General features: G+C 73.2%; 10 protein-coding genes and 1 pseudogene. 7 read left to right on the forward strand and 4 right to left on the reverse strand.

What is annotated here, in order from left to right; all coding sequences use genetic code 11:
• Positions 1-188 precede the first annotated feature (188 nt).
• Positions 189-962, forward strand: a complete 774-nt coding sequence (locus ACFYX3_RS40190) for an HAD family hydrolase (protein WP_389024852.1) — start codon at positions 189-191, stop codon at positions 960-962.
• Positions 959-3,333 (forward strand): annotated as a pseudogene (locus tag ACFYX3_RS40195) (glycoside hydrolase family 65 protein). Before ACFYX3_RS40190 ends, ACFYX3_RS40195 begins: the two are co-directional and overlap by 4 nt.
• Before the next feature lie 21 nt (positions 3,334-3,354).
• On the opposite strand, the gene ACFYX3_RS40200 reads toward ACFYX3_RS40195, so the two are convergent.
• A complete protein-coding gene (locus ACFYX3_RS40200; protein ID WP_389024854.1) occupies positions 3,355-4,344 on the reverse strand; it encodes an Acg family FMN-binding oxidoreductase in 990 nt (329 codons plus the stop codon).
• Between the two features lie 26 nt (positions 4,345-4,370).
• On the reverse strand, positions 4,371-4,994 hold the full coding sequence (locus ACFYX3_RS40205) for a CBS domain-containing protein (RefSeq protein ID WP_389024856.1): 624 nt from the start codon (positions 4,992-4,994) through the stop codon (positions 4,371-4,373).
• A gap of 250 nt (positions 4,995-5,244) precedes the next feature.
• On the opposite strand from ACFYX3_RS40205, the gene ACFYX3_RS40210 reads away from it, so the two are divergent.
• The 4 genes from ACFYX3_RS40210 to ACFYX3_RS40225 all read left to right on the forward strand — a co-directional run bounded on the left by ACFYX3_RS40210 (position 5,245) and on the right by ACFYX3_RS40225 (position 8,759).
• Positions 5,245-6,141 carry a universal stress protein gene (locus ACFYX3_RS40210; RefSeq protein WP_389024858.1) on the forward strand — a complete coding sequence of 299 codons (897 nt, stop codon included), beginning with the start codon at positions 5,245-5,247 and terminating at the stop codon, positions 6,139-6,141.
• Between the two features lie 36 nt (positions 6,142-6,177).
• The gene (locus tag ACFYX3_RS40215; RefSeq protein WP_389024860.1) at positions 6,178-6,741 is read left to right on the forward strand and encodes a cation-transporting P-type ATPase; all 564 of its coding nucleotides are present in this window, start codon (positions 6,178-6,180) and stop codon (positions 6,739-6,741) included.
• Positions 6,675-6,947 carry a cation transporting ATPase C-terminal domain-containing protein gene (locus ACFYX3_RS40220; protein ID WP_389024862.1) on the forward strand — a complete coding sequence of 91 codons (273 nt, stop codon included), beginning with the start codon at positions 6,675-6,677 and terminating at the stop codon, positions 6,945-6,947. The genes ACFYX3_RS40215 and ACFYX3_RS40220 overlap by 67 nt, the downstream gene beginning before the upstream one ends.
• A 78-nt stretch (positions 6,948-7,025) precedes the next feature.
• The gene (locus ACFYX3_RS40225; protein WP_389024864.1) at positions 7,026-8,759 is read left to right on the forward strand and encodes a GAF domain-containing protein; all 1,734 of its coding nucleotides are present in this window, start codon (positions 7,026-7,028) and stop codon (positions 8,757-8,759) included.
• A gap of 37 nt (positions 8,760-8,796) precedes the next feature.
• Here ACFYX3_RS40225 and ACFYX3_RS40230 read toward each other — a convergent pair whose 3' ends face one another.
• Together ACFYX3_RS40230 and ACFYX3_RS40235 are read right to left on the reverse strand one after the other, a co-directional pair.
• Positions 8,797-9,483, reverse strand: a complete 687-nt coding sequence (locus ACFYX3_RS40230) for a response regulator (RefSeq protein ID WP_389024866.1) — start codon at positions 9,481-9,483, stop codon at positions 8,797-8,799.
• Between the two features lie 51 nt (positions 9,484-9,534).
• A complete protein-coding gene (locus ACFYX3_RS40235; RefSeq protein ID WP_389024868.1) occupies positions 9,535-10,173 on the reverse strand; it encodes a CBS domain-containing protein in 639 nt (212 codons plus the stop codon).
• A gap of 292 nt (positions 10,174-10,465) precedes the next feature.
• Between ACFYX3_RS40235 and ACFYX3_RS40240 the strand changes: the two genes are divergently transcribed.
• The gene (locus ACFYX3_RS40240; protein ID WP_389024915.1) at positions 10,466-12,589 is read left to right on the forward strand and encodes a SpoIIE family protein phosphatase; all 2,124 of its coding nucleotides are present in this window, start codon (positions 10,466-10,468) and stop codon (positions 12,587-12,589) included.
• Positions 12,590-12,662: the final 73 nt, after the last annotated feature.

Below are 12,662 nucleotides of genomic sequence, written 5' to 3' on the forward strand. Positions count from 1 at the left end.
GGCCGCGGGGCGGCGGGACCGGCAGACAAGGGGTTCGGGGCTGCCTCGGACATGACCGCCCTCCTTCGGAGTGTGGGCCGGACTCCACCGTCGCACCAGAGGCGCCTGAGCCGCAGGGGCCCGAGAGGCCCGTCCCGGGGGCCGACCGGCTCATGCGGCAAGTGGCGACCGCGTAGTGGGGTGAGAGCGTGAGCGGCCAGGGCTCCAGCTTCCGATCGCCGCGGGCGGTCGTCTTCGACACCGACGGTGTGCTGCTCGACTCCGCCCGGGTCCACGCGGCGGCGTGGAAGACCGCGTTCGACGCCTGCCTGTCCGCGTGGACGCGCGACGGCGCCAAGCAGCGGCCCTTCGACGCGGAGGCCGAGTACCGCCACCTCGTCGACGGCAGGTCCCGCCACGACGGGGCCGCCGCCTTCCTGGCGGCCCGTGGTCTCGAGCTCCCGACGGGGACCCCGCGGGATCCGCCCGGCTGCGACACGGTCTGGGCCGTCGCCGCCCGCAAGGAACAGGTGTTCCGCGCCCTGGTCGGCGCCCGCGGAGTGCCGGTCTTCACGGACGCCGACCGGGCGCTCGACGCCCTCCGCGAGGCCCGGATCACCTGCGCCGCCGTGTCGGCCTCACGGCATGCCCGGGCCCTGCTGAGGGCCTCCGGGCTCGCGGGGTCGCTCGCCGTGATCGTGGACGGCGAGGACGTCGCCCGGCTCGGCCTCGTCGGAAAGCCGGACCCCGCGCTCTTCCTGCACGCGGCCGCCCTGCTCGGGAACGATCCGTCGGACACCGCGGTGGTCGAGGACGCGCTCGCCGGCATCAGGGCGGCGCGGCGCGGGGGATTCGGCCTCGTCGTCGGTCTCGACCGCACTCCGGACGGGAGCATGGCCGCTCCGCTGCGTGACCAGGGCGCCGACCTCACGGTCACCGATCTGACGGCGCTGGTCCGGAGCGTGCGGGGCGAGCCCGTATGACGAACTGCTGGAACTGGCGCTACGACCGCTACGAACGGGACCGCGAACGACTGGTAGAAGCCCTCTGCACCCTCGGCAACGGCCGCTTCGCCACCCGGGGCTCCGCCGACGCCACCCACTACCCGGGCACCTACCTGGCCGGCGGCTACGACCGGCGCGCCTCGGTCGTCGACGGCCGGCGGGTCGAGAACGAGGACCTCGTCAACCTCCCCAACTGGACGCTGCTGCGCTACCGATGCCGCCCCGACGACGGTTCGCCCGGAGACTGGCTGACACCCGACTCCGAGGACCTGCGCCACTGCGACGTCCAGCTCGACCTGCGCGGGGGAGTGCTGACCCGGCATCTGCTCTGCCTCGACGACCACGGTCGGGGGCTGCGGGTCAGCCACCTCCGGATCGTGCACATGGGAGACGCGGGGCTCGCGGCGCAGTGCACCATGTTCCGCGCGTACGGCTGGAGCGGTGCCGTCGAGGTGGCGTCGGTCCTCGACGGCGCGGTCGTGAACGCTGGGGTGGAGCGCTACCGGCACCTCGAGGGACGGCACCTCACCGACCACCGGGCCGGGTTCGGGCGTGACGGGGTGGCCTGGCTCACCTGCCGCACAGCAGACCCCGGCCTCGGCCTCGCCCTGGCCGTCCGCACGGTCACCCGCCCCGCGGGTCCCGCACAGGAGGCCGCGACGAGGACCGGCACCGTCCAGACGTACCGCCTCCCGGTCGGTCCGCGCCGCTCGGTGACCGTCGTGAAGACGCTCGCCCTGCGCACCTCGACGGACCGGCCCGCGGGCGACCCCCGGCAGGCGGCCTGCGGTGAGGCGGCCGACGCCCCGCCCTTCCCCCGACTGGTCTCCACCCACAGGGCGGCGTGGCGACGGCTGTGGCAGCAGGGCGAGTTGCACGTCCCCGGCGAGGCGGGCCGCGTGCTGCGGCTGCACCTCTTCCACCTGCTGCAGACCCTCTCCCCGCACACGGCGGAACTCGACGTGGGCGTCCCCGCGCGCGGCCTGCACGGCGAGGCCTGCCGCGGCCACGTCTTCTGGGACGAGCTGTTCGTCCTGCCCTACCTCTCCCTCCCTTCCCCGAGGTGGCCCGATCCGTGCTCGGCTACCGTCACCGACGTCTGCCGGCCGCGTGCGAGGCGGCGCGTCGAGCCGGGGGAGCAGGGGCCATGTATCCGTGGCAGAGCGCGAGTTCGGGCCGGGAGGAGACACAGGAGCTGCACCTCAACCCGCGCTCCGGCCGCTGGCTGCCCGATCACTCGCGCCTCCAGCGGCACGTGGGTTCGGCCGTCGCGTACAACGTGTGGCGGTACGCGAAAACCACCGGTGACCGCGGATTCCTCCACTCCGCGGGTGCCGAGATGCTCCTAGGGATCGCACGGTACTGGGCGGGCGCCGTGGCTTTCGACCCGTCTCTCCGGCGCTACCGGATCCCCGGGGTCGTCGGCCCCGACGAGTACCACGACGCCTATCCCGACGCGACGAGCCCCGGCATAGACGACAACGCCTACACCAACGCGACCGCCGCGTGGGTGATCGCCCGTGGCCTCGACCTGCTCGGCGAACTGCCCGGTGTCCGAAGGACGGAACTGAGGGAGAGACTGCTCCTCGACGACGCGGAACTCGACCGATGGGAGGACGTGCCCCGCCGTCTGTTCGTGCCGTTCCACCAGGGCGTGGTGAGCCAGTTCCAGGGCTACGGAGACCTGACGGAGCTCGGCTGGGAGGCCTGTCGGGCCCGGTACGGCGACATCCGCAGGCTCGACCGGATCCTGGAGGCCGAGGGCGACACCGTCAACCGCTACCAGGCGTCGAAGCAGGCCGACACCCTCATGCTCGGCTACCTGTTCGGGTCCGAGGAGCTGTACGGGCTCTTCGCACGGCTCGGCTACCGCCTGGACGACGAGACCTGGCGCGCCACCGTCTCGTACTACCTGCGGCGCACCTGCCACGGTTCGACGCTCAGCAGCCTCGTCCACGGCTGGGTACTGGCCCGGCAGAAGGGTCCCGACGCCTGGCGGTACTGCGAGGAGGAGCTCCTCGCCGACGTCGCCGACGTCCAGGGCGGGACCACCGGCGAGGGCATCCACCTCGGGGCGATGGCGGGCACGATCGACCTCGTGGAGCGCGGCGTCACCGGTCTCGAAGCGGGTCCGGAGGGGCTGAAGGTCGCCCCGGTGGCGCTGCGGGAGCTCCCGCGGTTCACCTTCACCCTCTGCGCCGGCGGTCATCGAGGAGTGCGTGTCCGGGTGCTTCCCGGGCGGTTGGGCGTACGGGTCCCGGCCTCGCCGCAGGGCCCGCTCACCGTGGTGCTTCCCGGTGAGCGGCGGCTCGCCGTCGCACCGGGGGAGGAGCGCTGGTTCCGGCTGTGAGCGCGGGCCGTGCGCCGGGGCTCAGACGAAGGTGAGCACCTCGGGCACGGGCCGGCGAGGCGTGGCCCTGCCGGCGGGTCCGTATCCGAGGCGGATCACCATGTGGACGTACCCGGTCGCGGAGCTCGGATCCCGCGCGACGGAGCGGAGTTCGGGCCATTCGAGGGGCTGGGACATGAGCGAGGTCGAAAGACCGTCGAGGGTGGCGCGGAGCAGCACCCGCTGCATGGCCTGGCCGGCCCTCAGCCAGTCCTGCGGGGTGTCCTCGACCGTGCCGAGCAGGACGATCTGCGGGACCTTCTCGAAGCGGGCCGACGGCCGGTCGGCGACGCGGCGGGGGGAGTCGAAGTCCCGGATCGGGGAGGTCACGTCGTACTGGCGGGGGCCGAAGGCGTACGCGGGGATGCCCTCGGTCGCGGGACCCTCGCCGGGTGCCCCCGTGCGGATCCACCGGGCGATCTCCGCACGGACCGAGGCGTCCGCGGCTTCGAACAGTTCGGAGGTGTGTACGGCGTCCATGACGGCGTCGGTGTGCCAGGCTCCCGGCACGCCCAGCCGGCAGCCCTCCAGGAGTGCGGCGGCACGGAGACCGTCCAGGATCTCGGCGGGGATCCGTTCGTCGGTGAAGGGGAACCGGCTGGTGTGCCGTTCGCGCAGGGCGGGCCGGAGCACGGCCAGGTCCTCGTCCGCGTCGGCGGCCTGCCGGATGTGGACGTCGGCGAAGTGCCAGGGATCCTCCCGGTCGGGCAGCAGCCGGGGTACGGCTTCCAGGCCGTGGTGTGCGGCGGCGACACGCAGGCCGAACAGGGCGGCGCCACAACCGAGGTGGAGGGAGCGGTGGGCGGGGTCCTCCCGCGGCATCTCGCGTGAAGGGTCGCCGTGGAGCTCGACGGCGTCGGTGCCCTCCCGGTGGACGAACTTCCACGGCTGGGCGTTGTGCATCGACGGCGCGGTGACGGCGTCCTCGACCAGCGAGGCCACGAGCTGTCGGGTCAGAGTGGTGGCGGACACGGTTCGTCCCGTCTGTGTGCGGTGAATCATTCGAAGGCTCCGAGGGCGGTACGCGCCGCGGGTGCGAGCCGGGTGCCGTCCTCCTGGGCGGTCAGCCGGTCCACCACGGCGACGACGCCGTCCACGCGCTCGGTGAGGCCGACCAGCATCCGGGCCTGGCTCTGCTGACGGAGACGGCCTTCCAGGGTCACGACGCCGTCCAGGACGCGCACGTCCACCGCGTCGCCGGCCAGACCCATCACGTCGGTGAGGACGTCCTCACGAATGCGGTGCCTTATCTCCGTGTCCGGCCGGAGGTAGACGCAGAGCAGATCGCGACGGGTCACGATGCCCACGAGCCGTTCCTCCTCATCGACGACCGGAAGGCGCTCCACCCCGCGACGCACCATCAGCCCGGCCGCGTCCGCCACCGACTGCTCGGCCTGCACCGTGACGGCCGGCGCGGTCATCAGTTCTCGCGCGGTCCGTTCCCGGTGGGCCAGGAGGTCGCTCTCGGAGACGACGCCCAGCACGAGGTCGTCCTCGTCCACGACGGGGACCCCGCTGATGTTGTGCTCGGCGAGCAGCTTCGCGACGTCCTTGAACGAGGCCGTGGGGACGGCCGCGACCACTTGGTCGGTCATCAGGCCGCCGACTTTCATGTGCTTCATCGCCGCGCCTCCTCTTCGGCCGGGCTGCCGCACGGCCCCCTTGCCACCACCGTCGCCGGTCCGCTCCCGGGCCCGCGTGGGCCGAACGGTCCACAGCCGAGGGCCGAACGGACGCGGGAGCCGAGCCGTCCGGGCCTGTCGCCGCCCGGTGGGACCTTTGGCCCCCGGCCTTGGCCCCAGCGGCCCTCCGGCCGGCCGGGCTCCGATGCCAGGGTGGGACCAGTGCCGTCGGAGCGGATGAGGAGGGGCCATGGAAGCGACCCCGGGCCGTCCAGGCCCCGGCAGGGTCGTCGTCGGAGTGGACGGATCACCGTCCGCCCGCTCGGCGGTCGTGTGGGCGGCGGACGAGGCCGCGCTGCGAGGCGGCGGACTGCTCCTCGTGCACGCGACGGACACCGACGCGGCGTCCCGGTTCCTCTCCAGGGCGGAGGCCGACCGGAGGCACCGCGCGGGCCGGGAGCTGCTCGACCGGACCGTCGAGGCCGTCGTCGCCGGACATCCCGAGCTGACGCCCGTCACGGAACTCGGCGACGGCGCGCCGCCCGAGGCCCTGCGGCGTGCCGCCGCCCTCAGCGGAACGATCGTCGTCGGCCACCGGGGCCTCGGCGGGTTCTCCTCGCTCCTGCTGGGCTCGGTGGGTCTTGAGGTCGTGGCGGCGGCCACCAGACCGGTGGTCGTGGTGCGCGGACCCGCCCTGCCCACGGTCTCCGGCGTCGTCCTCGCGGCGGTCCGGGACGGCGACGACCTCGGCTGCGCCGTCGCAGCAGCCCACGAGGCCGCGTTGCGCAAGGCCCACCTACGACTCCTGCACGTCTGGAGCGTGCCCCCGGGGGTCCGGACCCGGTTGCGCGGCGGCGCGGAACAGGGCGCCCGGGACCACGTACTTCCGCTGTCCGGCGTCGCCGACCGCATCCGGGAGGACTTCCCGGACCTGACGGTGCACGCCGACGGCGAGAAGAGCCGCAGCGCGGCCGGTGCGCTCGTCGACGCGTCCCACCACGCCGACCTCCTCGTCGTCGGCGGCTGCCGGTCCCCGGGCCACCTCGGACCCACCATCGGGCGGGCCACGCTCAGCGTGCTGCAACACGCCCACTGCCCCGTGGAGCTCGTCCCCCGGCACGGCCCCGGACACGGGAGCTCGTCATGACCGGCACCGACCCGCGACGGGACGAGTGAACCCGCCATGACCGCCTCGGTCACCGCGCCGGCCGGAGAGGCGGCGGGCCTCACCGAGAAGGAGGCCGCTCGCCGACTCGCCGAGACCGGGCCCAACGAGACGGCCACGCGGAAGTCCGTACGGCTCCACAGCCGCGTTCTGGCACAGCTGGGCGACCCGCTGATCATGGTGCTGCTCGGCGCCGTCGCGCTCACCCTCGCCATCGGCGACCATCCCGACGCGATCGTGATCGCGCTGGTCGTCGTCGTGAACACCACCGTCGGAGTCGCCCAGGAGATCCGGGCGGACGACGCCGTCGCCGCGCTGTCGGCCATGTCCGCCCCGCACGCGCGCGTACGCCGCGACGGCGCGGTGCGTGACCTTCCGGCGGCGGAGGTGGTCCCCGGAGACGTCCTCGTCCTCGGCGGCGCCTGGCAGCGGCTGCTCCTCCTCGCCGCCGTCGTCACGAGCGTCACGCTCGGTGCGGGACTCGCCGCCGAAGCACTGGGCTCCCCTGGCAGAGCGTGCTCTTCCTCGCCCTGCTCGCCGCGCAGCTCGGTGTCGTCCTGGGACTGCGCGCCCGCCTGGTGAACAGGGAGAACCCGTTCCTTCCCGGGGCCGTTCTCGCCTCCGCCCTGCTGGGGGCCGCCGCACTGCACGTCCCCTTCCTCCGATCGGTCCTGGAGACCGAACCCCTCGGCTGGTCGGGCATCGGCCTCGCCCTCGCCTGCGCACCGGTCGGATTCCTCGCGGCATGTCTGCTCCGGACGGCGTTCCGGCGGACCGCCGCGGGATGAACCTCCCGGGCATCGCGACTACCGTGAGAGCGGGCGCGGCGAGTGCCGTTCGCGCGCCGGACGCGACCGGAGGTTCCGATGGTCCGGGAGGACACCGAGTCCGCGGATGCGCGGTTGCCGCGACTGAGACTGGACGAACTCCTCGACGAGCTGCAGGTGCGCATCGACGAGGTCCGGGGCACCAGAGACCGGCTCCACGGGCTGCTCGAAGCCGTCATGACCGTCGGACGGGAACTCGACCTGCCACAGGTGCTGCGCGGCATCGTGGAGGCGGCCGTGACCCTCGTGGACGCCGAGTACGGAGCACTCGGGGTCATCGGTGACGACCGCAAGCTCTCCGAGTTCGTGCCCATCGGCATCGACGACTCACTGCGGGCGCGGATCGGGCCGCTGCCCTCGGGGCACGGCATCCTCGGCGAGCTGATCCGCGACCCGCGGCCGCTCCGGCTGACCGAGTTGTCCGAGCACCCGGCCTCGTACGGCTTCCCGACCCATCACCCGCCGATGAACACGTTCCTCGGCGTCCCGATCCGGGTGCGCGACGAGGTGTTCGGCAACCTCTATCTCACCGAGAAACGGGGCGGTGCCGACTTCGACTCCGAGGACGAGGCGGTGGTGACGACCCTGGCCGTCGCGGCGGGCATCGCCATCGAGAACGCCCGCCTCTACGAGGAGGGCCGGTTGCGCCAGCGCTGGCTGGCCGCGAGCTCCGGCATCACCAGCGCCCTCCTGTCCGGTGCGGAGGAGCCGGAGGTCCTCGGCGGCATGCTGGAGCAGGCCGTCGACATCACCGGTGCCGACATCGGGGTGTTCTACCTGGTCGGATCGGGCGGGGAGCTGCGCGGATCGCTGGCCTGCGGTGAAGGAGCGGAAGCCCACCGGGGCGTCGTGCTCCCCAGCAGCGAGGGAACCCTCGCCGCCGCGGCCCTCACGCACAACGGCCTGCTCGCCGTGGCCGACGTCGAGAAGGACTCCCGCATCACGGTGCAGCCCGAACGCTGGAAGGGCTTCGGACCGGCGGTGGCCGTCACCGTGGGCACGAAGGAGCGGCTGAGCGGCGTGCTGATCCTGGCGCGGCGCAGGGGGCGCTCCCCCTTCGCGGGCAAGGAGATCACCGCTCTCCCCGGATTCGCAGGACAGGCGGCACTCGCCCTCGAACTGGCCGACCGGCGCCGTGACGCCGAACAGGTGAGCCTCCTGGAGGACCGCGACCGGATCGCCCGCGACCTGCACGACCTGGCCATCCAACGCCTGTTCGCCACCGGCATGACGCTGCAGAGCGCCCGCCGGTTCGTCGAGCACCCGGAGGCGGCGGACCGGCTGACCCGGGCGATCGACGACCTGGACGCCACCATCAAGATCATCCGGTCGACCATCTTCGGCCTCCGGGAACACGAGCCCACCGGAAGCGAGCCGAAGCTCAGAAGCCGCATCGTCAAGGCGGTGGACCAGGCCGCCACGGTGCTCGGCTTCGCCCCCGCCCTGCGCATGGAGGGCCTGCTCGACACCGACGTGCCGCCGGAGATCGCCGAGGAGGTCGTCGCAGTCATCGGCGAGGCCCTCTCCAACGTGGCCCGCCATGCGGACGCGCGCCACGCGGAGGTGGCGGTCGTGGCCGAGGACGGCACGCTCGCGGTGTCGGTGAGCGACGACGGGGTGGGCTTCCGCCGCGGCGGGCCCCTCAGCGGACTGCGCAACCTCAGCGAACGGGCCGAACGCCTCGGCGGCGACCTGTCCGTCGGCCGGCGGACGGAATCGACGGGCGGCACTCTCCTCGAATGGCGCATCCCCCTGCCGCCCGAACGGGCCTGAGAGACCGGCCTGCCGCTCGCAGGGCGGAGCGGCCGGCCTACTTCCCGTCGGCGTCGTGCTCGTGGACCTGCGCCGCGATCACGGCCGCCTGCACCCGGCGCTCCACGCCGAGTTTGCCGAGCAGCCGTGAGATGTGGTTCTTGACGGTCTTCTCCGAGAGGTACAGCCGCTTGGCGATCTGCCGGTTGGTGAGACCCTGCCCGATCAGTTCCAGTACGGAGAGCTCCCGCTCGGACAGCACGGCGAGCCGCTCGTCCTCCGGGGCCTTGGCCACCACGGGATCCCGCAGCGAGCGCATGAGACGGGCGGTGGTGGCGGGGTCCAGCATCGACTGGCCGGTGGCCACCGTCCGTACCGCAGACACCAGGTCCGACCCCTTGATCTGCTTGAGGACGTACCCCGCGGCCCCGGCCATGATCGCGTCGAGGAGGGCGTCCTCGTCGTCGAACGAGGTCAGCATCAGGCAGGCCAGGCCGGGCATCCGCGAGCGCAGCTCCCGGCACACGGAGATCCCGTCACCGTCGGGCAGACGGACGTCGAGGACGGCCACGTCGGGCCGCAGCGCGGGCCCCCTGGCCAGCGCGTGGGCCGCCGTCGACGCCTCCCCGACCACCTCCAGGTCGGGCTCGTCGTCGAGCAGGTCACGAAGACCACGTCGGACGACTTCGTGATCGTCCACGAGGAACACCCTGGTGGGTGCGTCGGATGTCGGCGCTTCGGACATGGCGACCTCTGTGCTCGATGGGTGGTTACCCGCCCCCATCAGGATTGTCCGTCATGAGGTGCCTTCCTGCGGATCGAGGTCCATCCGGACGTCGACGACGCCCTCCACCGCGCGGACGGCACGCGCGAGCAGGGGCACCAGAGCCCGGTCGGGGACCGTTCCGCGCAGAGCTGCCACGCCGTCCGTCACGGTGACGTCCACGCCCGTGAAGCCCGCGGTCCCGCCGAGCACGGCCCGGCGGACCTCCGCCTCGATCTCGTCGTCCTCGCGGAGGAACACCTTCAGCAGATCGCTCCGACTCACGACTCCCTCCAGCAGGCCGATCTCGTTCACCACCGGCAGCCGCTTCACCTTCCGCCGGGCCATGATCCGTGCCGCCTCGGCGAGCGTCGCGTCCGCGTGCACCGTCACGGCCGGACTCGACATGAGCTCCCCGGCCCGCACGGCACCGGCCTTCGCGGCCTCCGCGAACTCGTCCGGGTGCGGCTCGACGCCCCGGAACTCCTCCTTCGCCAGCAGGTCGGCCTCCGAGACGACCCCGACGACCCGTCCCTCCCCTTCCAGGACGGGGAGGGCACTCACCTTCCACTGGTCCATGAGGGCGACGATCTCCTTGTACGGCGCGTCACGACCGATCGCGACGGCGGTGTGCGTCATGACGTCACTGACGGTGTACCGGGGGGCGGGCATCGTGTCCTCCGCGCGGGACGGGGGTACGGGCGAGGACTTGCCGCGCGCACCCCTTCGGGCTGTCCCTTCCGAGTCTCCGCCCGCCTGGAGCATGCGGGGAGGGCCGAACGGCCCACGCCCCGCCGCCTCCCGGGCAGGGGAGCCTTCCGGGCGGGAGCCGGGGGCATCCGCACGGAACGGCCGTGATCGCACGACCCGCACCCCGGTCCGCGCGACGAACCGCGGAAGCGCGGCCATACTGAGGAGGGCGGCAGCCGCCCAGGGGTGCGTACGTACGAGAACCGCGGTGGCGATGCAGCAGGTGCCCTTCGACGAAGTGACCACCAGCGCGGCCCGGGACGCGGGCGGATGGCTGGGGGACCTGCCGGTGGCCGTGGTGGGCACCAGCGCGGAGGGGGCGATCGTCCGCTGGGACCACGCGGCGGAGGACCTGCTCGGCTACACCCCGCACGAAGTGCTCGGCCGGCACATCGCCGACCTCCTCCATCCGGGCGCGGACCGCAGCCTCGGCCGGTCGCTGTGGGAGGGCGCGGCCACCCGGCGTGGGGTCATGGGCATGGTGACCGCCTGGCACAAAGAGGGGCGCCCGCTGGACCTGGAGATCTGGGCCGCCCCGGTCCCGGCCCGGCACCGGGGAGGGACGACGGTGCTGGTGTTCGCCGCGGAGGCGGAGACCGCACGACGGATCCGGGGCTCGTCGGCGGTGTGGGACGGGCTGTTCTCCCGGTCCCCCGTGGGCATCGCCGTCCTGGACACCCAGTTGCGGTTCCTCCGCGTCAACCCGGCACTGGAGGCGATGAACGGACTACCGCAGGCCGCTCACATCGGGCGCCGCCTCGTCGAGGTCCTGCCCGATGTCAACGCCGCGGAGATGGAGCGCGCGATGCGCCGGGCCCTGGACGAGGGGAAGCCCGTCCTGGATTCCCGCCGTACGGGCCGCACCCCGGCCGACCCGGATCACGACCACGTGTGGTCGGGATCGTACGTCCGCCTGGAGGACGCCGACGGACGCTCGATCGGGCTGGCCGCCACCCTGATCGACATCACCGCACAACAGCAGGCACAGCTCGAAGCCGAGGCGGGCCGGCGTCACCTCGCCCTCGTCAACGAGGCCACCCTCAAGATCGGCACCAGCCTCGACCTGGAACGCACCGCACAGGAACTCGCCGACGTCGCCGTGCCCGACCTCGCGGACGCCGTCACCGTCGACGTCGTGGAGACCCTGGCCGACGGCGGCGACCTCGGCGCCGGTCTGGTGGGCGGTGCCACACTGCGCCGGCTGGCCAAGGCGCCGCTGACCGGCTCACCCGTCGCGACCGCCCTCGCCCCCCTGGGGCATACCCTCGTCTTTCCCGCCAACGCGCCGTACACCCGGGCGCTCGGCGAACGCCGCCCGTTCGTCGTCCCCGAGTTCGACGAGCAGGCCATCGCCCCGGCGGCCGGCCACTCGGCCAGGCCTGCCGAGCTGCTCCGGCTGGGGGTGCACTCGTTCATGATGGCCCCCCTGCTCGCCCGTGGTGTGGTGCTGGGGCTGGCCACCTTCTACCGGACCCGGCCCGTAGGCCCCTTCACCAGGGAAGAGGTCGCCCTCGCGGGTGAGTTGGCGGCCCGCGCCGCTGTCTGCGTCGACAACGCGCGTCTCTACCGTCGTGAACACGACACCGCCGCCGTGCTGCAGCGCAGCATGCTGCCGCAGCACATCACCCCGCCGCCGGGGATCGAGGTCGCCCACCGCTACCTGCCCGCCAGCGACGTCAACGAGGTCGGCGGCGACTGGTACGACGTCATCACACTGGACGACGGCAGAGCCGTGCTCGTCATCGGGGACGTGATGGGCCACGGCACCGGGGCCGCGGCCGTGATGGGCCGGCTCTCCGCCAGCGTCAGGGCCCTCGCCCGCCTCGACCTCGCGCCCGAGGACATGCTGTACCAGCTGGAGGCCGCCCTGCACGATCTCGCCGAGCCGACGATCGCGACCTTCCTGTGCATCGTGGTCGACCCCGCCACCGGCCACTGCCGGATCACCCGAGCGGGTCACCCGCCCCCCGCGGCCGTACTCCCCGACGGCACCGTGCGCCTGCTCGACGTACCGCCGGGCCTGCCCCTGGGCGTCGGCGGCGTCGCCTTCACGACCACCGATGTCACCCTGCCCCTCGGCAGCCTCCTCGTGCTCTACACCGATGGCCTCGTCGAGGCCAGGAACAGTGACATCGACGCCCGCCTTGCCGAACTGACCGACCTGCTCGTCGAGCCCGTCCCTTCCCTGTCCGCCCTCTGCGACCGTCTGCTCACCCATCTCGTCCCGGCCGCCGCGGACGACGACATCGCCCTGCTCGTCGCCCGCGTCAACACTGCGGCCGGAGCACGGGACGGCGTGCGAGCCGCTCCACCGAGCCCCGGTCCGGGGCTCCCGTGAACGTGCGGGGCGCTGCGGCGAATGCTGGAATGGAGACGGGACTGTCCGTCGCCCCGGTGGAGCACCGGCACGG

Origin of the sequence: Streptomyces sp. NPDC002463, from assembly GCF_042889835.1 — a bacterium.
In the GTDB taxonomy this organism is placed as follows: Bacteria; Actinomycetota; Actinomycetes; order Streptomycetales; family Streptomycetaceae; genus Streptomyces; species Streptomyces nymphaeiformis.

Excerpts from the sequence above, each read along its gene's own strand:
- ACFYX3_RS40215 (WP_389024860.1), top strand. The coding sequence starts at position 6,178 with ATGACCGCCTCGGTCACCGCGCCGGCCGGAGAGGCGGCGGGCCTCACC.
- ACFYX3_RS40205 (WP_389024856.1), bottom strand. The coding sequence starts at position 4,994 with ATGAAGCACATGAAAGTCGGCGGCCTGATGACCGACCAAGTGGTCGCG.
- ACFYX3_RS40235 (WP_389024868.1), bottom strand. The coding sequence starts at position 10,173 with ATGCCCGCCCCCCGGTACACCGTCAGTGACGTCATGACGCACACCGCC.
- ACFYX3_RS40240 (WP_389024915.1), top strand. The coding sequence starts at position 10,466 with ATGCAGCAGGTGCCCTTCGACGAAGTGACCACCAGCGCGGCCCGGGAC.
- ACFYX3_RS40230 (WP_389024866.1), bottom strand. The coding sequence starts at position 9,483 with ATGTCCGAAGCGCCGACATCCGACGCACCCACCAGGGTGTTCCTCGTG.
- ACFYX3_RS40225 (WP_389024864.1), top strand. The coding sequence starts at position 7,026 with ATGGTCCGGGAGGACACCGAGTCCGCGGATGCGCGGTTGCCGCGACTG.
- ACFYX3_RS40210 (WP_389024858.1), top strand. The coding sequence starts at position 5,245 with ATGGAAGCGACCCCGGGCCGTCCAGGCCCCGGCAGGGTCGTCGTCGGA.